The following is a 25,275-nucleotide window of genomic DNA, read 5'->3' as shown; positions in this document are numbered from 1 at the left end:
GCCTGTTCGTCATGGCCTGGTCTTCGTGGCCGGCGCCCGCTTACGGGCGCGGTCGGTCCCACGGCATTCTCTCAGTTGGCGGGGTGGTCCGGTGTCGCCACCCCGGGCCCGTGCCGGGGCGGATCGAGGCGGAGCATCGCCCAGACGACCTTGCCGTCCCGCGTCGGCAGGTAACCCCACTTCGTCGCGAGCGCCTCGACGAGGATCAGCCCGCGGCCACCCACGGTCTCGACCGAGTCGGCCGACATCAGCCGGGGAGGCGCGCCGCTGCCGTCGGCGACCGAGATGTGCAGGAACGGTTCGCGCAGCGCGACAGTCAATTCTATCTCGGTCTTCGCGTGCAGGATCGCGTTGCTGATCAGCTCGGTGACCACCAGTTCGGCCCGGTTGGCCACGTGCTGCAGCCCGGCGTCCTCGCCCACTCCCCACGTCTCGCACGCCGCCACGACCGTGGCCCGCGCGGCCGGCCCGGTGATCGAGGGCGTGGCGGTCAACCGCTGCCATAACCGCAGCGGCGCCGGTACCTCTTCCAGGGCGGCCAGGGCCTGCCCCAGGTCCGGGTGTACGACGACGGACCGGCTGACCGACAGCCGATCGAGTCCGGCCGCGACGTCGCCGCTCGGGCAGCTGAGCACGACCGGGCAGCCCGGCCACGCCGCGGCGGACCGGGCACACTCGCTGAAGACGGTACGGACGACATCGTCGGCCGCGGTCAGTGCGGCCAGGTCGACCACCACGGCGGCCGGCTGGATCGCCAGCGCGGTCGCGACGGCGAGCCGCACCTCGGGCGCGGTCTCGACGCTGAGCTCACCGGCGAGCCGGATGACCGCCACGGGTAGGTCGGTCTCGATCTCCCACGCCAGCCTCACGAGGGATCCAGGGCGCCGACGACGACGGAACCGCGGCGAAACATTGCTCTCCTACCCGGCTCGGAACGGGCGGTAGCCCGCGAGCCGAACGCGGGGGCGACGGTCGACTCATCGGGCTTCGCGACTGCAGGTACCCAGCAAACACCGCGCCCAACCCCACAATCAAGGTTGAGCGCGGTAAGTGAATCCGGCCTACGATGCGCCCTTCACCACCGGGCGCAGGTCCTCGGCGGGCGGCTGCCACGTCGATGCCTCGGCCTCCATCTGCTCTCCGGAGCGGATGTCCTTGACCGTGTCCGGCTCGCCGGGGAACCAGACGTACGGGATCCCCCGGCGCTCGGCGTACCGGATCTGCTTGCCGTACTTGACGGCGGCCGGCGCCACCTCGGTCGCGATTCCCCGCTGGCGAAGCGCGCGGGCGATGCGGTCGCAGGCCAGGCGGTCGGCTTCGGTGGGCACGGCGACCAGCACGCAGGTCGGGACCGGCCGGCTGATCGTCAGCGCGTTGGCCCCGAACAGCAGGCCGAGCATGCGGGTGACGCCGATCGAGATGCCGACGCCGGGGTACCGCTCGGCGCCGGTCGAGGCGAGGTTGTCGTACCGCCCGCCGGAGCAGATCGAGCCGAACCGCTCGTATCCGCGCATCTGCGTCTCGTAGACGGTGCCGGTGTAGTAGTCGAGGCCGCGGGCGATCTTCAGGTCCGCCACCAGGAGACCCGGCGCGTGCTCGTTCGCCGTCTCGACGACCCGGACCAGCTCGTCCAGGCCCTCGTCGAGCAGCGGGTTCTCCACGCCGAGGGCGCGGACGGCGTCGGCGAAGGAGGCGTCGCCGGCCGAGATCTCGGCGAGGGCCAGAACGGCCTTGGCCTGCGCCTCGGTGGCCCCAGCGGTCTCCATCAGCAGTTGCGCGACACGGTCGGGGCCGATCTTGTCGAGCTTGTCGACCGCGCGCAGCGCCGCCTCCGGGTCGGAGATGCCGACGCCGCGGTAGAAGCCCTCGCAGACCTTGCGGTTGTTGACCTGGATCCGGATCGGTGGGATCGGCAGGCCACCGAGCGCGTCCGCGACCACCAGGGGCATCTCGGCCTCGTAGTGGAACGGCAGGGTGTCCCGGTCGACCACGTCGATATCGGCCTGGGTGAACTCCCGGTAGCGCCCCTCCTGGGGCCGCTCGCCGCGCCACACCTTCTGGATCTGGTACCGCCGGAACGGGAACTGCAGCTTGCCGGCGTTCTCAAGGACGAACCGGGCAAACGGGACAGTGAGGTCGAAGTGCAGCCCGAGCGCGTCGGAATCTGCGGAATCCGCCGCTGCGCCACCAGGGCCGCCTTCGCCGGCTTCCTGCAGCCGGCGCAGCACGTACACCTCTTTGGAGGTCTCGCCCTTGCGCAGGAGCTGATCGAGGGGCTCGACGGCCCGGGTCTCCAGCGGGGCGAACCCGTAGAGCTCGAACGTGTTGCGGATGCGGTCAAGGACGTACTGCTCGATCATCCGCTGCGGCGGCATCCACTCCGGGAAGCCGCTGATCGGGGTGGGACGGGTCATGAAAGTCTCTACCAGCCTCTTTTAGGTGCGGCCGTGCCGGCTTCCCGGAGATACGGGTTGCTGGCTCGCTCACGGCCGATGGTGGTCGCGGGCCCGTGGCCGGGCAGGACGACCGTCTCGTCGGCGAGCGGAAGCACCTTCTCGCGAAGGCTCACCATCATCGCCGCGGAGTCGCCGCCCGGCAGGTCGGTGCGCCCGATGGAGCCCGCGAACAGGACGTCCCCGCTGAAGCACAGCGGCGCGTCGTCGCCGGGCAGCCGGAACAGCACCGACCCGCCGGTATGGCCGGGCGCGTGGTCGACAGTGATCTCAAGGCCGGCGACGGTGATCGGACCGCCGTCCGGAAGCTCGGCGACGTCCTCGGGTTCGCTCCACTGCAGCCGGCCCCCGAAGAGCGCGCTCATGTCGGTCGACAGCCCCTTGGTCGGATCGGCGAGCAACGCCCGGTCGTCCGGGTGGATGTACGCCGTGACGCCCCGGGCGCCACACACGGGCGTCACCGAGAACGTGTGGTCGAGGTGGCCGTGGGTCAGCAGCACCGCGGCGGGGTGCAGACGATGCTCGGACAGCACCGCGTCGAGTTGGTCGACGACGCCGATACCCGGGTCGATCACCACGCACTGCTCGCCCGGCCCGGGAGCGACGACGTAGCAGTTCGTCCCGAACGCCTGGGCGGGAAATCCGGCGACCAGCAAACCCTCGTCCCTCCTGTATGCCTTCCACGAGCGGCGCCTTCCACGAGCCGCGCCTTCCACGAGCCTAACGACACGGCTATCCGAGCGTAGTCGCGTACGGAAACCGGTTTGTCGGGCGGTTGGGCCAGGCTGGTTTCACCGGTTACCGCCGGGTCGCCGTAGACTCTGGGCCGGCTGTGGCGTGCGCCTCAGCCATTGTCGACCGCTCGGAAGGAGCGCCCGGTGGCCCCAAGCAAGTCCCGGCAGCGCGCGCTGGCGCGCGCCAAGCACGAGCGCCAGATCGCCCGCCGCGCGGCGGCCGCCCGCCGGCGCCGGCAGATCCAGGCCTCGGTCGCCGCCGGGCTCGCGGTCATCGCGGTCGTGGTCGGCATCGTGTGGGCCGTCGGCGGCTTCGACAGCAGCAAGAAATCGACGACGAACGCGTCCGACGACTGCGCCTGGACCCCGATCCCGGCCACCGGCACCGTCAAGGACGTGGGCAGGCCGCCGACGACCGGGATCGCCAAGACCGGCACCTCCACGATGACGATCACTACCAACCAGGGCGTGGTCGAGGCGCAACTGGACCGGGCCGGGGCGCCCTGCACGGTCGCGAGCTTCGCGCACCTGGCCGGCAAGCAGTTCTTCAACGAGACCAAGTGCCACCGGCTGACCACCCAGGGCATCTACGTGCTGCAGTGCGGCGACCCGTCCGGCACCGGCACCGGCGGCCCGGCGTACAAGTTCCCGGACGAGAAGGTGCCGACCGCTCCGTCGGCGGCTCCGTCGGCGAGCGCCGCGCCCAGCGCCAACCTCTACCCGGCGGGCACCCTCGCGATGGCCAACAGCGGCCCGAACACCAACGGCAGCCAGTTCTTCATGGTGTACAAGGACGGCTCCGCGCTGAGCCCGAACTACACCGTCTTCGGCAAGATCACCAAGGGCCTGGACATCGTCGAGAAGGTCGCCGCCGGCGGGGTCAACCCGGGCAACAGCCCCACCGACGGCGAGCCCAAGACCGCGGTGACGATCCAGTCCCTCACAGTGGCACCAACGCCGGCCTGACACCGCCAACCGACCACGACACCCGTAGTACGTCCACCCAGGGAGAGAGACCGTGACATCCAACCGGGAGCGGCAGCAACGCGCGGCGGCACGCGCGCGGCTCGAGCACGAGATGACGCTGCGCGCCGAGGCGGCCCAGCGGCGGCGTCGGCTGCAGGCCAGCATCGGCGCCGGTGCGGCAGTCCTCGTACTGATCGTCGGCGTCGTCCTGATCGTGACGCTCACCGGTAACGACAAGAAGCGGGACAACACGGCCGCCCCCGCCTCGTCGGCGTCGGCCACCCCCACGAACTGCCAGTGGAACCCGTCCGCCAAGACCGGCCAGCCGGCCAACCCGGCCGCCAAGGACGTCGGCACCCCGCCGGCCACCGGCGAGCCGCGTACCGGCACCCAGACGATGACGATCACCACCAACGTCGGGGTAGTGACCGCGCAGATCGACACGGCGAAGGCGCCGTGCACGGCGGCGAGCTTCACCCACCTGGCCGGCAAGAAGTTCTTCGACAACACCCCGTGCCACCGGCTGACCACCCAGGGCATCTACGTGCTGCAGTGCGGCGACCCGTCCGGCACCGGCACCGGCGGCCCCGCGTACCAGTTCGCCAACGAGAACCTGCCCACCGACAAGCGCCCCGCGTACCCCGCGGGCACCATCGCGATGGCGAACTCGGGCCCCGACACCAACGGCAGCCAGTTCTTCATCGTGTACAAGGACACCGAGCTGCAGCCGGACTACACCGTCTTCGGCAAGGTCACGCAGGGCCTCGACGTGGTGCAGAAGGTCGCCGAGGGCGGGGTGGACGACACGAACGGCCCGGGAGACGGTGGGCCGAAGACCAAGGTGACCATCCAGTCGCTGACGATGGGCGCACCGGCGCAGTCGTAACCGACCGGTCGACGAGTGAGGGGCGGGCCCGTACGGGCCCGCCCCTCACTACGTGAACAGCTCAGGCGCCAGAGGTCACCCGGTAGGCGTCGTAGACGCCGTCGACGCGCCGTACGGCGGCCAGCAGGTGCCCCAGGTGCTTCGGGTCGGCCATCTCGAAGCTGAACCGGCTCACCGCCACCCGGTCACGGGTCGTGGTCACCGTCGCCGAGAGGATGTTGACCTTCTCCTCGGACAGCGACTTGGTGATGTCGGCGAGCAGCTTGTGCCGGTCGAGCGCCTCCACCTGGATCGCGACCAGGAACGTCGAGGCCGACGTCGGCTTCCAGGTCACTTCGAGGATCCGCTCGGCTTGGGCCTCCAGGTCGCCCGCGTTCGCACAGTCCTCCCGGTGCACGCTCACCCCGCCGGAGCGGGTGACGAACCCGAAGACCTTGTCGCCGGGTACGGGCGTACAGCAGCGTGCCAGCTTGATCCAGACGTCCTCGGCGCCCTTCACGACCACGCCCGGGTCGCTGGCGGCGCTGGCGTGCCGGGGGCGGCGCGTCGGCATCGCCGTCTCGGCGATGTCCTCGACCGCCCCCTCCTCGCCGCCGAATCCGGCGACGAGCTTCTGCACGACCGACTGCGCCGAGACCTGACTCTCGCCCACCGCGGCGTACAGCGACGCGACGTCGGCCAGGTGCAGGTCCCGCGCGATGGTGAGCAGGCCGTCGGAGGTCAGCAGGCGCTGCAGCGGCAGGCCCTGCTTGCGCATGGCCTTGACGATCGCCTCCTTGCCGGCCTCGATCGCCTCCTCACGCCGCTCCTTGTTGAAGTACTGCCGGATCTTGGTACGCGCCCGCGGGCTCTTGACGAAGCCCAGCCAGTCCTGCGACGGGGCGGCGGTGGCCGACTTCGAGGTGAAGATCTCGATCACGTCGCCGTTGGACAGCGTGCTTTCGAGGGACACCAGCTTGCCGTTGACCCGCGCGCCGATGCACTTGTGGCCGACCTCGGTGTGCACCGCGTACGCGAAGTCCACCGGCGTGGAGCCGGTCGGCAGCGCGATCACGTCACCCTTCGGGGTGAAGACGTACACCTCCTGGCTGGACAGGTCGAAGCGCAGCGCGTCGAGGAATTCGCTCGGGTCGCTCGCCTCGCGCTGCCAGTCCAGCAACTGGCGCAGCCAGGTCATCTCGTCGATGTGCGCCGGCGGCCCGGCGATCGTCGCGCCCTTGGTCTCCTTGTACCGCCAGTGCGCGGCGATGCCGTACTCGGCCGTGCGGTGCATCGCGTACGTGCGGATCTGCATCTCCACCGGCTTGCCCGTCGGCCCGATCACGGTGGTGTGCAGCGACTGGTACATGTTGAACTTCGGCATCGCGATGTAGTCCTTGAACCGGCCCGGCACGGGCTGCCAGTTCGCGTGGATCACACCGAGAGCCGCGTAGCAGTCGCGGACGGTGTCGACGAGGATGCGCACCCCGACCAGGTCGTAGATGTCGGCGAACTCGCGGCCCCGCACGATCATCTTCTGGTAGACCGAGTACAGGTGCTTGGGTCGCCCGTTCACCTCGGCCTTGATCTTGGCCGACTTGAGGTCGACCGCGACCCGCTGGGTGACCTGCCGCAGCAGCGCCTCGCGCTGCGGTGTGTGCTCGGCGATGAGCCGGTTGATCTCCTCGAAGCGCTTGGGGAACAGCGTCTTGAACGCCAGATCCTCCAGCTCCCACTTGATCGTGTTCATACCGAGGCGGTGGGCCAGCGGCGCCAGGATCTCGAGCGTCTCCTTGGCCTTCTGCTCCTGCTTGGCGCTGGGCAGGAAGGTCAGGGTACGCATGTTGTGCAGCCGGTCGGCGAGCTTGATCACCAGGACCCGCGGGTCCTTGGCCATCGCGACGACCATCTTGCGGATGGTCTCGGCCTTGGCCGCGTCGCCGAGCTTGACCTTGTCGAGCTTGGTGACCCCGTCGACGAGCAGCGTGACCTCACCGCCGAAGTCGGTGCGCATCTGATCGAGCGTGTACGGGGTGTCCTCGATCGTGTCGTGCAGCAGCGCCGCGACCAGCGTGGTCGTGTCCATCCCCAGCTCGGCGAGGATCCCGGCCACGGCGAGCGGGTGCGTGATGTACGGATCGCCGGACTTGCGGTACTGCCCGGTGTGCCAGCGCGCGGCGGTGTCGTAGGCCCGCTGCAGGACCCGGATGTCCGCCTTCGGGTGGCTGGCCCGGTGGTTGGCGATCAGCGGTTCGAGGGCCTCGCTGACCGTCGGCGTCTGCCAGGGTGCGTTGAACCGCGCGAGCCGGGCGCGGACGCGACGGCCGGTCGGCGCGCCGGCGAACGGGTGGCCGGTGCCGCCGCCGAGCCCGTTGCCCGGCGGTACGCGGCTGGGGACCGCGCCGCTGCCCGCTGGGGTCGCGGCGGCCGGTGGCCGGCGGTCGGGAGCCCGGTCGGCGGGAGCGCTCGTCTCCCGGCCGCCGTCCTCACCCTGACGAAATGGCAGGACGACGGCGCTGGTCGGATCTGACCCGCCGTCGCCGGCGGACGACCGGGGATTGTTGCCGGCGCTCGCCCGTGGAAGGGTGGTCGGCTCGGCCGCCGAGCCGTCGCCGGCTCCCCCACGAGCCGGTTCATCCCGGGCAGGGTTCATCGGCTTGGTCGTGCCCTCCGCAGGAGGGGCGATATCCCCTGACACACGCCGCTCCTCATCGCCGTCGGCGGAAAGGCAATCCTACCTGTCGAGGGAAGCATTACGACCAGATCGTCCGGTGTCCAGCCGTTCGGTCAGTGAGATACAACCGTCAAACCGTCAAGAGCGCGTGCACCGAACGTGGCTTGAGGCGTTTGCGACCCTCCAGGAAAGCCAACTCCAGGATCACGGTGAATCCGGCCACGACCCCACCGGCCTCCTCGATCAGGTTCAGCGTCGCCTCCGCCGTACCACCGGTCGCCAGCACATCGTCGACCACGAGCACCCGCTGTCCGGGGTGGAACGCGTCGGTGTGCAGTTCGAGCGTTGCTTGCCCGTACTCGAGCCCGTACGTCGCCCGCAGCGTCTGCCGAGGTAGCTTGCCGACCTTGCGGACCGGCACGACACCGACGCCGGTCGCGTACGCGATCGCTGACGCAATCATGAAGCCGCGGGCCTCGATGCCGGCCACCACGTCGAACGAGTCCGGACCGTGGTGCGCAACGATCGCGTCGATCGTCGCCGCGAAGTCCGGTCCGCTCGCGAAGAGCGGGGTCAGATCCTTGAAGAGGATCCCCTGCTGCGGGAAATCCGGGACGTCCAGGGCCAATTCCGCCACCCGACGCGCTGCTTCGGCCCCGCTGTCGCCGTCTACCACTGTGCCTCCATCATGATCGTGGAGATTCCTCCACGCCAATTCGCGGAAGAATCTCCACGGTCACCGCCATCGCGGCGCGCGTCAGCGGCGCTTACCGCCGCCCGATCGCTTCCGCTGCTGCGCCTGCTTTCCGCCGGTCGGCTTCGCGCCCACCCGGGGCGCCGAGGAGGCCGCCAGGGCGTGCGCGTCCTCGTCGTCGGCTCCGTCCGCGCCAGCGCGCGCCCGGACCGCCTTGTCCTCCGCGCCGGCCTCGGCCGACTTGGCCACCGCGGCCCGCTTCGCGAGCACCCGCTGGGTGTGCAGCTTGTAGCGCTGGTCCATCAGCTTGAGGTCGACCAGCCACGGCGTCGCGAGGAACAGTGACGAGTACGCGCCGGTCAGCATGCCGACGAACAGCACGAGCGCGAGGTCCTTCAGCGTACCGACGCCGAGCATCCCGGCGCCGACGAACAGCAGACCGGCCACCGGCAGCAGACCGATCAGCGAGGTGTTGATCGACCGCATCAGCGTCTGGTTGACCGCGAGGTTCGCGGCCTCGGCGTACGTGTAGCGGGAGCTGCCGAGCAGGCCGCGCGTGTTCTCGTCGACCTTGTCGAACGCGACGACGGTGTCGTACAGCGAGAAGCCGAGGATCGTCAGCAGACCCACGATCGTGCCCGGGGTGACCTCGAACCCGACCAGCGAGTAGATCCCGGCCGTCAGCAGCAGGTCGTGCCCGAGCGCGGCGATGGCCGCGATCGCCATCTTCTGCTCGAACCGGATCCAGATGTACGCGCCGACCACGACGAGGAAGACCACCAGCGCGAGCAGCGCCTTGTTGGTGACCGCCTTGCCCCACGAGGAGCTGACCTCGTTGATGGTGACGTTCTCGACGTGCGCCGCCTTCTCGACCGCGTTGATCGCCGCCGTGCGCTGGACCTCGTCCTTGATCTGCGGGGTACGGACGACGTACCGCCCGCTGTCCCCGCTGCCGGTGGCCTGCGCCGAGACGACGGTGATGCCCTGGCCCTCCACGGCGCCGCGCACGTCCTCGAGCGAAACGCCGGGCTGCTTCGGCACCTGGAACTGGCTGCCGCCCGCGAACTCGATCCCGAAGTTGAAGCCGCGGAAGACGAGGCTGCCGAGACAGATCAGGATGATGATCGCCGAGGCGATGTACCACCGCTTGCGGTGGCCGATGAAATCGGTCTTCGTCTCACCGCGGTAGAGCCTGTGAAAAATGCTCATTCTCAGGACTCCTTCGTACGCACTGCGCCGAGCCGGCCGGTCTGGCTGGCGGTGATCGCCTTGTCGGAGCGGAGGTTACCCAGCCCCGAGATCCGCGGGGACGTGAACGTGCTCGACCGCGACAGCAGGGCGACCAGCGGGTGGGTGAACAGGAACACGACGAGGACGTCGATCAGCGTGGACAGGCCGAGCGTGAACGCGAAGCCCTTGACCGCGCCGATGGCGAGGACGTACAGCACCGCAGCGGCCAGGAACGACACCGTGTCGGCCGACAGGATCGTCCGCCGGGCGCGTACCCAGGCCCGCGGCACCGCGCTACGGACCGTCCGGCCGTCCTTGACCTCGTCCTTCAGTCGTTCGAAGTACACCACGAACGAGTCCGCGGTGATACCGATCGCGACGATGAACCCGGCGATGCCGGCGAGGCTGAGCGTGTAGCCCTGGAAGCGGCCGAGCAGTACCAGCGAGGCGAAGACCAGCACGCCGGAGGCGAGCAGGCTCAGGATCACCACGAGGCCCAGCGCCCGGTAGTAGAACAGGCAGTACAGGATGACCAGCGCCACGCCGATCGCGCCGGCGAGCAGGCCCATCTTCATCTGCTGGGTGCCGAGCGTCGGGGTGACGGTGGTGAAGTCCTCGATCGCGAAGGACAGCGGCAGCGAGCCGTACTTGAGCTGCTGCGCCAGCGTGACCACGTCCTCACGGCTGAACTGGCCGTAGATCTGCGCGTCGCCGGTCATCACGCCCTCGATGGAGGGCGCGGACACGACCTGGTTGTCCAGGACGATCGCGACCTGCCGCTGCGACTTGTCGGCGGCACCGGCACCGAAGACCTCCTTGGACAGGTTGGTCCACTTGTCCTGGTTCTTGAAGGACAGGTTGACCACCCAGCCCTGGGTCGGCTGGTTGGTGAAGCCGGCGTCCTTGACGTCCTCGCCGACGACCTTGGCGACGTCCAGCTTGTACTTCTCCGTGGCGCCGACGTCCTTACCGCAGGCGACGACGGTCTGCTTCGGATCGCTGATCGATCCGGGCATGCGCCCGTTGAGCTGCTTGCAGGTGATCGTCGGGACGTTGAACTGGATGTCGGCCGGCAACGCCGCTACCTCGTCCGCGCTCAGCTCGCCGAACGGCTTGAGCGCCGCCAACTGCTGCGGGGTGACCTGCTCGGGGCTCTGGATCGCCTGGGCCGCCTGGTACGCGGGGCCGAGCTTGGCGATCACCGCCGCACGCCGCTTCTCCAGCGACACGTCCGGGGTTGCGCTCGCGCTCGGAGCGGCGCTGGCACCGGCTGCGGCGCTCGCGTTACCCGAGGCGCTCGGGGCCGGGGTGGCCGAACCGGAGGCCGACGGAGCCGGGGCGGCGGAACCGGAGGCTGAGGCGGAAGGCGTCGGGGTCGGCTCGACACCGGCGGTGTCGGGCACGGCGGCGACGACCTTGCGGAACCGCAGTTCGGCCGGCGCGACCAGCCTGCGCAGGTCCGCCTTGTCGTTCTTGCCCGCGACATTCACGACGATGTTGCTGTTGCCCTCGGTGACCACCTCGGGCTCCGAAACGCCGGTCGAGTCGACCCGGCTGGCGATGATCTGGCGCGCGCGCTCCAGCCGGTCCTTGTCAGGAGCCTGACCGCCGAGCGTGGCGGCCTTGAGCGTCATGCTCGTGCCGCCCTGCAGGTCCAGGCCCAGCTTGGGGTGCGGCTTCTTGTCGCCGGTGAAGAACACCAGTGAGAACAGCGCCACGAGGATCAGCGCGAGGGCGATGAAGTATCGCGACGCCTTCAGCTGTCCGGAAGGTGCGGCCACGTCGGTCGTTCTCCTAGGTCTGTCGAATATGTCAGGTCGGGGGGAGGGCGGCGCTACTCGGTGTCCTTGGCGGCCGACTCGGACTCGGGCTCTGACTCCGCCGCCGGTGCGTCCGCCTTGTTGACGACCTGGCCGATCGCCTGCCGCGCGTACCGGTTCGTCACACCCGGCGCCACCTCCAGCGTCACGGTCTTGTCGTCGATGTCGACCACCTTGCCGTACAGCCCCGCGACCGTCATGACCTCGTCGCCGGGGGCGATCGAGGACTGCAGCTCCTCGGTCTGCTTGCGACGGCGCTGCTGCGGTCGAATGATCAAAAAGTATGCGGCCAAGATGAACAGCGCGAGCAGGATCCACATCCCGAGCGGGCTGCCTTGGTTCGTTGCGGCGAGAGGCACGGTGCCAGCCTTCCGTTATCGGCTCATTTCGGGCGTCCCATCGCCCAAGACGAGGTAACGCGTCCAGTACGGACCGCGGCGAGTCTAGTCGGTGTGCGCGAAACCACTGGACCCAGCATCGATCACGGTCCGATTACGGCGCTCTCAGGGCTCAACACTGAACAGGTCGGGCGTTGTTCCGACTGCCCCCGGCGGGGGTGTTTTTCCGAGATGGCGCCAGGCTCCAGCCGTCGCGACCCGGCCACGAGGAGTACGGGCGAGGAGACCCTCCCGTAGCAGGAAGGGCTCGCACACCTCCTCAACGGTATCCGGTTGCTCGCCAACCGCCACGGCGAGCGTCGATAGCCCGACCGGACCGCCGCCGAAGGACTCGACGAGCGCCTTGAGCACCGCCCGGTCCAGCCGGTCCAGGCCCCGCTCGTCGACGTCGTACACCCGCAGCGCGGCCCGCGCCGCGTCCCCCGTCACCACACCGTCGGCCCGTACCTCGGCGTAGTCGCGGACCCGGCGCAGCAGCCGGTTGGCGATCCGGGGGGTGCCGCGCGAGCGGCCAGCAACCTCGGCGGCGCCGTCGTCGGTAATCGGCACGCCCAGGATCCGCGCCGAGCGGCGCACGATGCGCTCGAGCTCGGCCGGCTCGTAGAACTCCAGGTGCCCGACGAACCCGAACCGGTCACGCATCGGGCCGGTCAGCAGGCCGGCCCGGGTGGTCGCGCCGACCAGCGTGAACGGCTCCAGGTCGATCGGGATGGCGGTCGCGCCGGGGCCCTTGCCGACCACGACGTCGACCCGGAAGTCCTCCATCGCGCTGTAGAGCAGCTCTTCGGCCGGGCGGGCCATCCGGTGGATCTCGTCGATGAACAGCACGTCGCCCGGGCCGATGCTGGTCAGCACGGCGGCGAGGTCGCCGGCCCGCTCGATCGCCGGCCCGCTCGTGATCCGCAGCCCCACGCCCAGCTCGCCGGCGACGATCATGGCCATCGTCGTCTTGCCCAGGCCAGGTGACCCGGACAGCAGGATGTGGTCGGGCGGGGCGCCCCGCCGCAGCGCGCTGTGCAGCAGGAGTTCGAGCTGTTCGCGTACCCGGTCCTGGCCCACCAGCTCATCCAGGCTGCGTGGGCGCACACTGGCCTCGGCCTCGCGCTCCTCCGGTGACGCGTACGCGGAGGTGAGGGACTCGCTCACCGGGTCCGCCCGAGCATCCGGATCGCCAGCTTCAACAGCTGCGGTACGGGCGGAGCCGGCTGACCGTCGAGGCTCTCCGCCACGGCCGCGACCGCCTGGTCAGCCTGGCCGGCCGTCCAGCCGAGCCCGACCAGCGCCTGCTTCACCTGGTCGGCCCAGGCGGCGCCGGCCGCCGGCAGCGCACCCTCGCTGCCGGGGACGAGCCCGACCTTGTCCCGCAGTTCCAGGACGAGCCTCTCGGCACCCTTCTTGCCGATGCCGGGGACCCGGGTCAGGGTGGCCGTGTCGCCACCGGCGATCGCCCGGCGCACCGTGTCCGGCGTGTGCACGGCGAGGACGGCCTGGGCCAGGCGCGGCCCGACCCCGCTGGCCGTCTGCAGCAGTTCGAACAGTTCCCGCGCGTCGTCGTCGGCGAAGCCGTACAGGGTGAGCGAGTCCTCACGGACCACCAGGGTGGTGGCGAGTCGCGCCTCGGCGCCGACCCGGAGCCCGGCCAGGGTGTGGGGGGTGCACGACACGGCCAGGCCGACGCCGCCGACCTCGATCACGGCGCCGTCCGGCCCGACCGCGGCCACCAGGCCCCGGACACTTGCGATCACCGTTGACCTCCTCGACGACTGCCGGCTGCGGCAGCCGCAGCCGCAGCCGCAGCCAGCTTGGACGCGAAGGCCAGCTTGGACGCGGCGGCCAGCTTGGTCTCGGCAGCAGCAGCGGCGGCGAGCTTGGACTTGATGCCGCCCCGCCAGACGTGGCAGATCGCGAGCGCCAGGGCGTCCGCCGCGTCCGCCGGCTTGGGCGGGGCGTCCAGGTTCAGCAGCCGGGTGACCATGGCGGTGACCTGCGCCTTGTCGGCAGTGCCGGAGCCGGTCACCGCCGCCTTCACCTCGCTCGGGGTGTACGTCTGCACCGGCAGCCCGGCCCGCGCTCCGGCGAGGATGGCCACGGCGCTGGCCTGGGCCGTGCCCATCACCGTACGGACGTTGTGCTGGCTGAACACGCGCTCGACGGCCACCGAGTCGGGGCGGTGCCGGGCGACCAGTTCCGTGAGCGCCACGTCGAGGTTGAGCAGGCGGTCGGGCAGATCCATGTCGGGGTCGCTACGCACCACGGTGTACTCGATCAGCGTGCAGGCGCGTCCGGGAACGCCCTCGACCACGCCGACCCCGCACCGGGTCAGCCCCGGATCGACGCCGAGCACCCGCACCGACTTCCTCCCGCAATGTCGCCGTACGTCTGTTCGACACCCTACCGGTCACCCGGCGACGATTCGGGCGCGACACGGGCAGACGTGCCGGCGTCACGCGCACTGCCGCCCCGCCATCCCTCCCCGAGCAGCGCTTCGAGGGCCAGGTCGACGTCGGCGTCGGTCGAGTACACATGGAAGGACGCGCGGACCCGGCCAGCCCTGACCGCGGCCCGTACGCCCGTGCGGGCCAGCCGCTCCTCGGCGCCCGGGACGTCCACGGTGACGATCGCGCTGTTACCCGGCGGCTGCCCGAGGCCGGTGAGGAACCGGTTCGCCAGTGCGACGTTGTGCGCGTGGATCGCCTCGACGCCGATCTCCTCCACGAGTTCCAACGCTGGCGCCGTGCCCACCCAGGAGAACCACGCCGGCGAGATGTCGAAGCGACGAGCCGAGGAGGCCAGCCGCAGCGGCGGCCCGTAGTACGAGTCGTGGACGTCCTCACCGGCGCACCAGCCGGCGGCGTACGGGGTCAGCCGTTCCCGCAGCTCAGGCGCCAGGTACGCGAACGCTGAGCCGCGCGGGGACATCAGCCACTTGTACGCGCCGACGACGACCGCGTCCGCCCGGCCCGCGTCGAACGGCAGCCAGCCGCAGGCCTGGGTGGCGTCGACGACGACGAGCGCACCGTGCGCCCGGGCGGCCGCGACGACCGCGTCGTAGTCGGCGACCGCCCCGTCAGCCGACTGAACAAGGCTGAACGCCACCAGGTCGGTGCGCGCGTCAATGCTGTCGGCGAGCCGGTCGGCGGGCACCGTCCGAACCTCGACGCCGGGCGCGACCAGCCAGGGGAACAGATTCGAGGTGAACTCGATCTCCGGCGCCACCACGCGGGTGCCGGCGGGGAGCGCGGCGGCGACCGGGGCGAGCAGTTGCGACACGGTACTGCCGATCGCAACGTTGTCCGGATGGACGTTGACGAGCCGCGCGAACGCGGCCCGGGCCCGTACGGTCGACTCCCCCCACGGCTCCCAGGACGTGCGACCGACCCGCCAGCCTTCGAGGGCGGCCTGGGTCACGTCGAAGGCCGGCCGTGGTGGCAGGCCGTAACTGGCTGTGTTGAGCCAGCCGGGAAGCGGATCCCACAGCTTCTGCGCCGACGAAATCTCCATGACCCGACGCTAGAAGGGCGCGCAACGGCTTTACGAGCGCCAATCGCGGCCCAGTGGCCCGCCAAAAAAAGATCACCGAGGGTTTGCGTGGCTATACGACCCCACAAACCCTCGGTGATCCTGGAAGAACGGGCGTTCAGCCCACCGCCGCCATAACGTCATCGCTGACGTCGAAGTTCGCGTACACGTTCTGCACGTCGTCGCAGTCCTCGATCGCGTCGATGAGCTTGAAGACCTTGCGCGCGCCCTCCTCGTCGAGCGGCACGGTCACGCTCGGCACGAAGGACGACTCCGCCGACTCGTACTCGATGCCGGCCGACTGCAGGGCGTTGCGCACGTCGAGCAGAGCGCTCGGCTCGGAGACGATCTCGAACGACTCCCCCAGGTCGTTGACCTCTTCGGCGCCCGCGTCCAGCACGGCCAGCAGCAGGTCGTCCTCGGTCAGCCCATCGGCCTTGGGCACGATGACCTGACCCTTGCGCGAGAACATGTACGACACGCTGCCGGCGTCGGCGAGGTTGCCGCCGTTGCGGGTGAGCGCGGTGCGCACCTCGGTCGACGCCCGGTTCTTGTTGTCGGTCAGGCACTCGATGAGGATGGCGACGCCGTTCGGGCCGTACCCCTCGTACATCGCGGTCTGCCAGTCGGCGCCGCCGGCGACCAGGCCCGCGCCCCGCTTGACCGCGTTGTTGATGTTGTCGTTGGGTACCGAGTTCTTCTTGGCCTTCTGGATGGCGTCGAACAGGGTGGGGTTACCGGCCGGGTCGCCACCGCCGGTACGAGCCGCCACCTCAACGTTCTTGATGAGCCGGGCGAACAGCTTGCCGCGCTTGGCGTCGATGACCGCCTTTTTGTGCTTGGTCGTCGCCCACTTTGAGTGGCCGGACATTACCCCTCCGTCGTCTCTGCGGCCCGCGCCATCTCCACGAAGAACCGGTGGACCCGAAGGTCCCCCGTCAACTCCGGATGGAAGGCGGTCGCGAGCAGGTTCCGCTGCCGAACCGCGACAATCCTACCGGCGGCCGGCCCTTCCGTGACCCGTCCCAATACTTCAACGTCAGCGGCGACCGATTCGACCCACGGCGCGCGGATGAAAACCGCATGAAACGGACCGCCGTCGATGCCGGCAATCTCGACCGGCCCCTCGAACGAGTCGACCTGCCGACCGAAGGCGTTGCGCCGGACGACCATGTCGATACCGGCCAGGGTCTGCTGGTCAGGTCTGCCGTCCACAACGTCCGTGGCGAGCATGATCATTCCCGCACAGGAGCCGTAGACCGGCATGCCGCCGGCCACCCGCTTGCGCAGCGGTTCGAGGACGCCGAACTCGATCGCCAGCTTGCTCATGGTGGTCGACTCGCCACCCGGGATCACCAGGGCGTCGACCGAGTCCAACTCCTCGGGGCGGCGCACCGGCCGGGCCACGACGTCACACTCGGCCAGCGCGTTCAGGTGCTCGCGGACGTCGCCCTGCAGGGCGAGTACACCGATGATCACTGTTCTCCCCCAAACCACACGATCTTGGACACTTGGACCACCTATACCCGGTCCAAGTGTCCAAGATCGCCGAAAAGTTGACTACCAGCCGCGCTCGGCGAGGCGGTGCGGGACCGGGATGTCGTCGACGTTGATGCCGACCATCGCCTCGCCCAGGCCGCGGGACACCTTGGCGATCACGTCCGGGTCGTCGTAGAACGTGGTCGCTTTGACGATCGCGGCGGCGCGCTGCGCCGGGTTGCCGGATTTGAAGATGCCGGAGCCCACGAAGACGCCCTCGGCGCCGAGCTGCATCATCATCGCGGCGTCGGCCGGGGTGGCGATGCCGCCCGCGGTGAAGAGCACGACCGGCAGTTTGCCGGTGGCCGCGACCTCCTTGACCAGCTCGTACGGCGCCTGCAGCTCCTTGGCGGCCACGTACAGCTCGTCCTCCGGCAGGGAGGTGAGCCGGCGGATCTCCTGGCGGATCTTGCGCATGTGGGTCGTCGCGTTGGACACGTCACCCGTGCCCGCCTCGCCCTTCGAGCGGATCATCGCGGCGCCCTCGTTGATGCGGCGAAGGGCCTCACCGAGGTTGGTGGCGCCGCACACGAACGGGACGGTGAACGCCCACTTGTCGATGTGGTTCTCGAAGTCGGCGGGGGTGAGCACCTCGGACTCGTCGACGTAGTCGACACCGAGGGACTGCAGCACCTGCGCCTCGACGAAGTGGCCGATCCGGGCCTTCGCCATCACCGGGATCGACACGGTGTTGATGATGCCGTCGATCATGTCGGGGTCGCTCATGCGAGACACGCCACCCTGCGCCCGAATGTCGGCCGGTACGCGCTCGAGAGCCATGACGGCCACAGCGCCGGCGTCCTCGGCGATCTTCGCCTGCTCCGGGGTGACCACGTCCATGATCACGCCGCCCTTGAGCATCTCGGCCATGCCGCGCTTGACCCGGGCGGATCCGGTCACGGGCGCGTTGCTGCTGGTGGACGAGGGGGTCTGTTCGGACACTGCGGTACCGGCTCCTAGCGGGAAAGGGTTCAAGATCTTGGCCTAAATGGTACGCCCTGGCCGGACCGCGTCCGACGGCCAATTCGCAGGTCGCGGCCTGCCTGGCGGTCAGGCCTGGACCGCGGGCGGGGTCACCATCGCCGCCGGGGCCGGCTCCAGCGTCGGGTCGTCGACGTCGAAGTACGCCGGCCGGGGATGTTTGCGGGCCAACCCTAGCGCCCGGACCAGCACGCGGCGACGTACCGCAAGTGCGTCGCGCACGACGTCGTTGTGGACCTGCCGGGCCAGCGCCACGCGCCGACTGACCGCGACGAGCTCGGCGAAGGCCGGGGGGTCCGGTTCAGCGACGACGGACCGCAGCTGGCGGGTGAGATCGTTCTCGGCGATGTCGCGCTCCGCCGGATCGGCTTCGATCGCGGTCCGGGCGGCGTACATCAGCTCGGGCATCTGCACCGCCTCGGCCACCGTGGACGCGGCGACGGCCCGGCGCACCAGGTGCGCGTCGAGCGCCGCGTACGCCGCGGCGGCGCGCCCGTGCAGCCGGTCGACGCGGGACGCCGTCCAGGTCAGATAGGTGGCTACCAGCATCACGACAGCCACGACGGCGACGACCCACCACATGCCGCGCATCGTAATGCCCACCCCTAGAGAACGGGGTCCGTCGTTTCGTCGATCACCACGCCCGCGGTCGCTTCGATGGCCGTCGTGTAGACCTCCAGGACCCGGCCGGCAACCACCGGCCAGTCGTAGCCGGAGACGACCTCACGGGCCCGGGTGACCAGGGCGTCCCGGGCGGCCGGGTCGTCGAGCAGCCGGTCGAGCAGCGCGGCGAGGGCGTTGGCGTCGCCGTTGGGAAACAGCGCGCCGGCCCGGCCGTTGTCCAGAACCCGGCGGAAGGCGTCCAGGTCGCTGGCGGCCACCGCCGTACCGGCGGCCATCGCCTCGGTGAGGATCATCCCGAACGACTCTCCTCCGGTATTCGGCGCCACGTACACGTCGACGCTGCGCAGCATCCGCGCCTTCTCGTCGTCGGAGACCATGCCCAGAAAGACGATCCGCTCACGTATTTTGTCGGGAAGATCCCGGGTGACGTCGTCGGGCTCACCGCGCCCGGCGACCAACAGCCGCAGCTCCGGACGCGCCGGGGCGAGCAGCGCGAACGCGTCCCGCAGCAGGGCAAAACCCTTCCGCGGCTCGGTGTAGCGGCCCAGGAACCCGATCGCGCCACCCGGGCCGGGCCAGCCCGGCAGCGGCCCGGCGGCGATGAACCGGGCGACGTCGACGCCGTTGGGGATCTCCCACGCGCTGTTGCCGAGGTGCTCCACCTGCACCTTGCGCGCGAGCTCACTGACCGCGATCCGCCCAGTGATCTTCTCGGACACCAGCTGGAGTACGCCCTGAGCGGCCGCCATCGCCCGCGAGCGCGTCATGGCCGTGTGGAAGGTGGCCACCACCGGGCCGCGCGCCGCGAGCACGGCGAGCATGGACAGGCTCGGGCTGAACGGCTCGTGCACGTGCAGCACGTCGAAGCGGCCGGCGGCGAGCCAGCGGCGCACCCGGGCGGCCGACAGCGGCCCGAACGCCAACCGGGCCACCGAGCCGTTGTAGGGCACCGGCACCGCCCGGCCGGCCGGGACCACGTACGGCGGCAGCTCCGCGTCCTCGTCGGCCGGGCCGAGCACGCTCACGTCGTGACCGAGCCGGATCAGGGTCTCGGCGAGGTCACGGACATGGTTCTGCACGCCCCCGGGTACGTCAAAGGAGTACGGGCAGACGATGCCGATACGCACTCCAGATCCCTTCTTTAACCTCGCCCGTGACGGGCGGCAGTAGCTGGACCACTATCGGCCGAGCCGTCCGGCGAGGGCGCAAGACCGCTCGAGCCGTCAGGCGAGCGCGAAGACCACATTCTTTGCAGCATGTGCCAGTCTTCAGGATGCGCCGCGATGCCCTGGGCGAGGCCGTCGGCCACCTGCTGGGTGAGTTGACGCACCCGCGCGTCCAGCGGCCCGTCCTCCGGTGGCGGCAGCGGCCCGACCAGGCGGGCGCGGGCGCCGTCGGGTTCGAACCACATCGTTGCGGTGTACAGCGGCGCGCCCGTGCGCAGCGCCAGCAGCGCCGGGCCGGGTGGCATCCGGGTACGGGCGCCGAAGAAGTCCACCTCGACCCCGCGCGCGGACAGGTCCCGGTCGGCGAGCAGCGGGACGACGACGCCGGCGCGCACCCGCTCATCGAGCACGTCCATCGGAGGGCGCTCACCGCCGGTCAGCGGGAGGATCTCCATCCCGAGCCCCCGCCGGAAGGCCAGGAAGCGCTCATACAGCCGCTCCGGCTTGAGCCGCTCCGCGACGGTGGTGATCGGCCAGCCCTTGGCGGCGACCCACGCCCCGGCGAGGTCCCAGTTCCCGGCGTGCGGCAGCGCCACGACGACGCCGCGGCCGGCCGCGATCTCGGCTGCGAGCACGTCCTCGTTCTCCAGCCGGAAGGTCCGCAGGATCTCGTCACGGCTCATCGCCGACAGCCGGAACGCCTCCAGCCAGTACCGGGCGTACGACCGCAGGCCCGCCCGGACGAGGTCGTCGAGTTCGGCGTCGGGCACGTCGGGCCCGACCACCTGGCGCAGGTTCGTGGCGAGCCGCTGCACGCCCCGCCCCCGCCGGCGCACCGCGTAGTCGGCGCCCGCGGCAAACGCCGGCCAGGTCACCCGGCGCGGCAGCGCGCGGACCACGCGCCACCCCGCGGCGTACCCGAACTCCGCCAGACTCACGAGGCGCGCACCTGCCGGTAGACGTGGGTCATCCGCTGCCCGATCGTGATCACCGACAGGACTGCGAGCAACCAGAGGGCGACGTCCAGCGCGTACGGGATGTGCAGGCCCCAGGCGAGCCCGCCCAGCCCGATGATGAGCAGACGCTCGGTCCGCTCGGCGATGCCGACGTTGGCCTCGAGGCCGAGACCCTCCGCGCGGGCCTTGACGTACGACACGACCTGCCCGGCGATCAGACAGATCAGCGCCGCGGCGAGGGTGCCGCGCAGGTTCTGGGTGGCGAGCCAGTACGCCAGCGAGCCGAAGATCGCGCCATCGGCGATCCGGTCCATCGTCGAGTCCAGCAGCGCGCCGAACCGGCTGGTGGTCCCGCGGGCCCGGGCCATCGCCCCGTCGAGCATGTCGGTCAACGCGCACGCCGTGATCACAAAGGCGGCGATCACCAGGTGACCGCGGGTGGCCAACCCCACCGCGGCGACAACGACACCGACGGTGCCGGCTACCGTCACCACGTCCGGCGATACGCCCGCGCGCAGCAGCGCCCGGGCCACCGGGTCGACGACACGGAGCAAACCCGTTTTGGTCACAACACTGAAGATCTTCGCCATGGCGCTCTCACCCTATCGGCGCACTGCAGGCGCGGCATATCGCCCACCCTGCGCCACGCCGGCTGGGCTTGTGCCTGCGTTGTTTCGGGTGTGGGATCAATAGAGAGGCCCCCGGCGTGAAATTGATCACAGACAAATTAACAGTTGTCACCTGACGGGAGGCGTGCGATGGCACAGAAGAGTCAGGAGAAAGGGGTCACCGGCCCCGCGCCGGTGGTGGAAGAACCCGGGAGGGTTCGTAACGTGGTGCTTGTCGGCCACTCCAGCGCCGGCAAGACCACGTTGGTCGAGGCCCTCCTGGCCGCGACCGGAACGATCAGCCGCGCGGGATCGGTCTCCGAGGGCACCACAGTGAGCGACCACGACCCGGCCGCGGTGAAACAGCAGCGGTCGGTCGCGCTCGCGTGCGCTCCCCTGATGTACAACGACATCAAGGTCAACTTGCTCGACACACCCGGCTACGCCGACTTCGTCGGCGAGCTGCGCGCCGGGCTGCGGGCCGCCGACGCGGCCCTGTTCGTGGTGTCGGCGGCCGACGGCATGGACGCGGCCACGGGCGCCCTGTGGGAGGAGTGCGCGGCGGTCGGGATGCCACGCGCGGTCGCCGTGACGCGCCTGGACCACCAGCGCGCCGACTTCGACGAGACCGTCGCCATCTGCCAGCGGGTCTTCGGCGACAACCTGCTGCCGCTGTACCTGCCCATGTTCGGCGACGACGGGCACACCGTGGCCGGGCTGATCGGCCTGATCACCCAGCGCGTCTTCGACTACTCCGAGGGCTACCCGCCGGCGGTGCGCGAACCCGATCCCGAGCACCTGCCGGCGATCGAGGAGTACCGCAACGCCCTGCTCGAAGGCATCATCGCCGAGAGCGAGGACGAGACGCTCATGGACCGGTACCTGGCCGGCGAGCAGATCGAGGAGTCGGTGATCATCGACGACCTCGAGAAGGCGGTGGCCCGCGGCCACTTCTACCCGGTCGTCGGAGTGTGCGCGGAGACCTCTGTCGGGTTGGACGCCCTGCTCGAGGTGCTCACCAGGGGCTTCCCATCGCCGCTGGAGCATCCGCTGCCCGCCGTCGCCGGCCTCGACGGCTCGCCGCGCGCTCCCCTGACCTGTGACCCGGCCGGCCCGCTCGCCGCCGAGGTGGTCAAGACCACGATCGACCCGTACGTGGGGCGCGTCTCACTCGTGCGGGTGTTCTCCGGCACGCTGCGCCCCGACCAGCCGGTGCACATCGCCGGGCACGGCATGGCCGACCGCGGCCACCCCGACCACGACTCCGACGAGCGCTTCACCCACCTGTACTCGCCGCTCGGGTCCAGCCTGCGGGAGGTGCCCTGCGCCATCGCCGGGGACATCGTCGCCGTGACCAAGTCGACGTCCGCGGAGACCGGCGACACCATCTCCGCCAAGGACGCTCCGCTGCTCGTCGAACCGTGGGAGATGCCCGAGCCGCTGCTGCCCGTGGCGATCGTCGCCAAGAGCCGCTCCGACGAGGACGCCCTGGCCAAGAACCTGGGCCGGCTCGTCGCCGGCGACCCCACGATGCGCCTGGAGCGCAACCCCGAGACGCACCAACTGGTCCTGTGGTGCATGGGCGAGGCGCACGCCGACGTGGTGCTCGACCGGCTGCGCGCCGGTGGGGTCGAGTTGGAAACCGAGCCGGTACGGGTGGCGCTGCGCGAGACGTTCGCTGCGGCCAGCAAGGGCCACGGTCGCCACGTCAAGCAGTCCGGCGGGCACGGGCAGTACGCCGTGTGCGACATCGACGTGGAGCCGCTGCCGCGCGGATCGGGGTTCGAGTTCGTCGACAAGGTCGTCGGCGGGGCCGTGCCGAACAGCTACATCCCGAGCGTCGAGAAGGGCGTCCGCGCCCAGATGGAGCGCGGCATCACGGCCGGGTACCCGGTGGTGGACCTGCGGGTGACGCTCGTGGACGGCAAGGCGCACTCGGTCGACTCCTCGGACGCGGCGTTTCAGACCGCGGGCGCCCTGGCGCTGCGCGAGGCGGCCGAGAAGGGGCAGGTCGTCCTGCTCGAACCGGTCGACACGGTCACCGTCTGGGTGCCCGACCAGTTCGTCGGCCCGGTGATGAGCGACCTGTCGGGGCGGCGCGGCCGGGTGCTCGGCACCGAGACCGGCAACGGCGACCGGGCGGTGGTACGCGCCGAGGTGCCCACCACCGAACTCGTCCGCTACGCGGTGGAGCTACGGGCGATGACCTCTGGCTCCGGCACGTTCGCCCGCTCCTTCGTCCGGTACGAGACGATGCCGGCCCACCTGGCCGAGCAGGTGAAAAAGGAAGCCGCCGTCCGGCACGGATGATCCGGCACCCGCCCACGGCGTCAGCTCCGACCGGCGCCGTGGGCCTCAGGTGCGCGTACGCGAAGTGACGACCGGCTCCCCCAGCGACCTCAGCTCGCTCACGGTCACGAACCGGAATCCACGGGCCCGTAAGCCGGTGATCATCTCGCCCAGTCGGCGGAGCGCGACGAGGCGGGTGTTGTTGCCGACATCGTGCGCGAGCACGATCGAGCCGGGCGTGGCGTGGTCGACGATGTCGGCCACCTGTGCGGCCGGGTTCGACTGGTATGTCGCCTCGTGCATGGCCTGCGACCAGAGCACCACGTCGTAGCCGAGGGAGTCCGCGGCGAGCAGCGTCGAGCCGCCGAGGTGACCGTACGGCGGGCGCATCAGCGTGGCTTCCCGCCCGGTCACCTTGTGGATCGTGTCGTGGGTACGCACGAGCTGGTGGCGCACCGCGTTGAAGTCGAGTTCGGCGAGGTCGGGGTGCGACCACGAGTGGTTGCCGACCTCGTGGCGGTCCAGCCGGCCGCGCACCACGTCGCCGTGGGCGGCGAGTCGCTCACCGACCATGAAGAACGTCGCCGACACCCGGTACTCGTCCAGCGTGTCGAGCACCATCTTGGTCCACAGCGGAGCGGGCCCGTCGTCGAACGTGAACGCGATGACGGGTTCGTTGGTCTGCACGTAGTAGGTGACGGAGGTGCTCGGGTGCCGAACCACGGACAGTTGGTCGGCGGCTGCCGCGTACCCGCCGCCCAGCGGCTGCCGGTCGGGGCCGAGCCACCGCGGCGCCTTTGTGGCGGCGACGCCCGCGACAGCGCCCCCGCCGACCAGCAGGGCTCCCCGTACGAACGCCCGCCTGGTCAATTTCATCGAAAGTTCTCCCTGCCTTCCCCGTCGCATCATCATTGAAGATCACGAGGTCGAAGGCCAGCGGATTGAATCCGCTATGTAGTCATAAAAAGGTCATCCACTCGACATGCCGCTTTGAGCAGACCGACTGGTCGGGCAGCCTGTTCAGCCGGCCACCCCGCTCGATCGGGCAGCCTGCTCAACCGGCCATCCCGCTCGATCGGGCAGCCTGCTCAACCGGCAACCTGCCATTCGGCAGGTCCGGTTCGGACTTGACCTTTGTTGGGCTATCCCTTTCGCGGAATCGCCCGGCACGGACGTCGGCGGGTTCAGCCCGACGACGCGGTCTCGGCCTCCGCGCTCGGCCAGGACTCGGCGAGCAGTCGCCGGGTGTCGCCGAGCAGTTGCGGCAGCACCTTGGTACGCCCCACCACCGGCATGAAGTTGGTGTCGCCGCCCCACCGGGGCACGACGTGCTGATGCAGGTGCGCGGCGATGCCGGCGCCGGCCACCGCGCCCTGGTTCATCCCGAGGTTGAACCCGTGCGCGCCGCTCACCCGGCGGATCACCCGCATCGCCGTCTGCGTGAAGCGGGCCAGTTCGACCGTCTCGGCCTCGTCGAGGTCGGTGTAGTCGGCGACATGCCGGTACGGGCAGACCATCAGGTGGCCGGGGTTGTACGGGTACAGGTTGAGCACCGCGAACACGGTCTTGCCCCGGGCGATGACCAGCCCTTCTTCGTCGGTGCGCCCCGGAGCGCGGCAGAACGGGCACCCGGCCGGCTGGTCGTAGTTCTCGCCTTGCCGGTCGCCGTCCTTGATGTAGGCCATCCGGTGCGGCGTCCACAGCCGGTCCAGCTCGTCGGGCACCCCTACGCCGTCCGGTTCCATCGCTCTCCTTTTCG

The 25,275-nt window shown here is 70.2% G+C and carries 23 protein-coding genes and 1 pseudogene; 3 read left to right on the top strand and 21 right to left on the bottom strand.

All coding sequences use genetic code 11. From position 1 onward, the window contains the following. Positions 1-71 precede the first annotated feature (71 nt). The 3 genes from HC028_RS17500 to HC028_RS17490 form a co-directional block, all read right to left on the bottom strand. Positions 72-869 carry an ATP-binding protein gene (locus HC028_RS17500; protein WP_168078417.1) on the bottom strand — a complete coding sequence of 266 codons (798 nt, stop codon included), beginning with the start codon at positions 867-869 and terminating at the stop codon, positions 72-74. A 192-nt stretch (positions 870-1,061) separates the two neighbouring features. Continuing rightward, entirely contained in the window at positions 1,062-2,414 is a 1,353-nt protein-coding gene (gene hisS, locus HC028_RS17495; RefSeq protein WP_168078416.1) for a histidine--tRNA ligase, read from the bottom strand. Between the two features lie 8 nt (positions 2,415-2,422). Further along, complete coding sequence (locus tag HC028_RS17490) at positions 2,423-3,109, bottom strand: MBL fold metallo-hydrolase (protein ID WP_168078415.1); 687 nt, start codon at positions 3,107-3,109, stop codon at positions 2,423-2,425. 222 nt (positions 3,110-3,331) lie between these two features. Here HC028_RS17490 and HC028_RS17485 point away from each other — a divergent pair, with 222 nt between their 5' ends. Next, a complete protein-coding gene (locus HC028_RS17485) occupies positions 3,332-4,153 on the top strand; it encodes a peptidylprolyl isomerase (protein ID WP_168078414.1) in 822 nt (273 codons plus the stop codon). A gap of 112 nt (positions 4,154-4,265) precedes the next feature. After that, positions 4,266-5,039 carry a peptidylprolyl isomerase gene (locus HC028_RS17480; protein ID WP_168078478.1) on the top strand — a complete coding sequence of 258 codons (774 nt, stop codon included), beginning with the start codon at positions 4,266-4,268 and terminating at the stop codon, positions 5,037-5,039. A 61-nt stretch (positions 5,040-5,100) separates the two neighbouring features. On the opposite strand, the gene HC028_RS17475 is transcribed toward HC028_RS17480, so the two are convergent. The 16 genes and pseudogenes from HC028_RS17475 to pgsA all read right to left on the bottom strand — a co-directional run bounded on the left by HC028_RS17475 (position 5,101) and on the right by pgsA (position 21,209). Next, positions 5,101-7,716 carry a RelA/SpoT family protein gene (locus HC028_RS17475; protein WP_275408262.1) on the bottom strand — a complete coding sequence of 872 codons (2,616 nt, stop codon included), beginning with the start codon at positions 7,714-7,716 and terminating at the stop codon, positions 5,101-5,103. 106 nt (positions 7,717-7,822) lie between these two features. Further along, positions 7,823-8,407, bottom strand: a complete 585-nt coding sequence (locus HC028_RS17470; RefSeq protein ID WP_205861471.1) for an adenine phosphoribosyltransferase — start codon at positions 8,405-8,407, stop codon at positions 7,823-7,825. Positions 8,408-8,449: 42 nt separating this feature from the next. Continuing rightward, positions 8,450-9,595 carry a protein translocase subunit SecF gene (gene secF, locus HC028_RS17465; RefSeq protein WP_168078412.1) on the bottom strand — a complete coding sequence of 382 codons (1,146 nt, stop codon included), beginning with the start codon at positions 9,593-9,595 and terminating at the stop codon, positions 8,450-8,452. A 2-nt stretch (positions 9,596-9,597) separates the two neighbouring features. Further along, positions 9,598-11,397, bottom strand: coding sequence for a protein translocase subunit SecD (gene secD / locus HC028_RS17460; RefSeq protein ID WP_239075549.1), 1,800 nt, complete (start codon positions 11,395-11,397; stop codon positions 9,598-9,600). A 53-nt stretch (positions 11,398-11,450) separates the two neighbouring features. After that, positions 11,451-11,795: a preprotein translocase subunit YajC gene (yajC, locus tag HC028_RS17455; protein WP_373313950.1), complete on the bottom strand. Its 345-nt coding sequence runs from the start codon at positions 11,793-11,795 to the stop codon at positions 11,451-11,453. Positions 11,796-11,939: 144 nt separating this feature from the next. Further along, entirely contained in the window at positions 11,940-12,980 is a 1,041-nt protein-coding gene (gene ruvB, locus HC028_RS17450; protein ID WP_168078411.1) for a Holliday junction branch migration DNA helicase RuvB, read from the bottom strand. Further along, positions 12,977-13,579, bottom strand: coding sequence for a Holliday junction branch migration protein RuvA (gene ruvA / locus HC028_RS17445; protein ID WP_168078410.1), 603 nt, complete (start codon positions 13,577-13,579; stop codon positions 12,977-12,979). Before ruvA ends, ruvB begins: the two co-directional genes overlap by 4 nt. Before the next feature lie 107 nt (positions 13,580-13,686). Beyond that, positions 13,687-14,184, bottom strand: a pseudogene (gene ruvC, locus HC028_RS17440) (crossover junction endodeoxyribonuclease RuvC); the annotation flags it as partial. Positions 14,185-14,225: 41 nt separating this feature from the next. After that, entirely contained in the window at positions 14,226-15,335 is a 1,110-nt protein-coding gene (locus tag HC028_RS17435) for an aminotransferase class V-fold PLP-dependent enzyme (RefSeq protein WP_168078408.1), read from the bottom strand. 136 nt (positions 15,336-15,471) lie between these two features. After that, on the bottom strand, positions 15,472-16,224 hold the full coding sequence (locus HC028_RS17430) for a YebC/PmpR family DNA-binding transcriptional regulator (RefSeq protein WP_168078407.1): 753 nt from the start codon (positions 16,222-16,224) through the stop codon (positions 15,472-15,474). Continuing rightward, complete coding sequence (gene pdxT / locus HC028_RS17425) at positions 16,224-16,832, bottom strand: pyridoxal 5'-phosphate synthase glutaminase subunit PdxT (RefSeq protein ID WP_168078406.1); 609 nt, start codon at positions 16,830-16,832, stop codon at positions 16,224-16,226. Before pdxT ends, HC028_RS17430 begins: the two co-directional genes overlap by 1 nt. 81 nt (positions 16,833-16,913) lie before the next feature. After that, positions 16,914-17,834 carry a pyridoxal 5'-phosphate synthase lyase subunit PdxS gene (pdxS, locus tag HC028_RS17420; protein ID WP_168078405.1) on the bottom strand — a complete coding sequence of 307 codons (921 nt, stop codon included), beginning with the start codon at positions 17,832-17,834 and terminating at the stop codon, positions 16,914-16,916. Between the two features lie 108 nt (positions 17,835-17,942). Then, positions 17,943-18,464, bottom strand: coding sequence for a LemA family protein (locus tag HC028_RS17415; RefSeq protein WP_168078404.1), 522 nt, complete (start codon positions 18,462-18,464; stop codon positions 17,943-17,945). A gap of 14 nt (positions 18,465-18,478) precedes the next feature. Further along, positions 18,479-19,624 carry a glycosyltransferase family 4 protein gene (locus tag HC028_RS17410; protein ID WP_168078403.1) on the bottom strand — a complete coding sequence of 382 codons (1,146 nt, stop codon included), beginning with the start codon at positions 19,622-19,624 and terminating at the stop codon, positions 18,479-18,481. 14 nt (positions 19,625-19,638) lie between these two features. Then, positions 19,639-20,601, bottom strand: coding sequence for a phosphatidylinositol mannoside acyltransferase (locus HC028_RS17405; protein ID WP_168078402.1), 963 nt, complete (start codon positions 20,599-20,601; stop codon positions 19,639-19,641). Next, complete coding sequence (gene pgsA / locus HC028_RS17400) at positions 20,598-21,209, bottom strand: phosphatidylinositol phosphate synthase (protein WP_168078401.1); 612 nt, start codon at positions 21,207-21,209, stop codon at positions 20,598-20,600. Before pgsA ends, HC028_RS17405 begins: the two co-directional genes overlap by 4 nt. A 168-nt stretch (positions 21,210-21,377) precedes the next feature. On the opposite strand from pgsA, the gene HC028_RS17395 reads away from it, so the two are divergent. Then, on the top strand, positions 21,378-23,537 hold the full coding sequence (locus tag HC028_RS17395) for an elongation factor G-like protein EF-G2 (RefSeq protein ID WP_168078400.1): 2,160 nt from the start codon (positions 21,378-21,380) through the stop codon (positions 23,535-23,537). Between the two features lie 45 nt (positions 23,538-23,582). Here HC028_RS17395 and HC028_RS17390 read toward each other — a convergent pair whose 3' ends face one another. Further along, complete coding sequence (locus HC028_RS17390; protein WP_168078399.1) at positions 23,583-24,392, bottom strand: polysaccharide deacetylase family protein; 810 nt, start codon at positions 24,390-24,392, stop codon at positions 23,583-23,585. A gap of 308 nt (positions 24,393-24,700) precedes the next feature. Continuing rightward, the gene (locus tag HC028_RS17385) at positions 24,701-25,261 is read right to left on the bottom strand and encodes an HIT family protein (protein WP_168078398.1); all 561 of its coding nucleotides are present in this window, start codon (positions 25,259-25,261) and stop codon (positions 24,701-24,703) included. Between the last annotated feature and the right edge of the window lie 14 nt (positions 25,262-25,275).

The sequence above is a fragment of the Planosporangium flavigriseum genome (genome assembly GCF_011947225.1).
Classification (GTDB): Bacteria; Actinomycetota; Actinomycetes; order Mycobacteriales; family Micromonosporaceae; genus Planosporangium; species Planosporangium flavigriseum.
The sequence above is the reverse complement of the archived record's forward strand: the minus strand, read 5'-3'. Positions and strand labels throughout refer to the sequence as shown.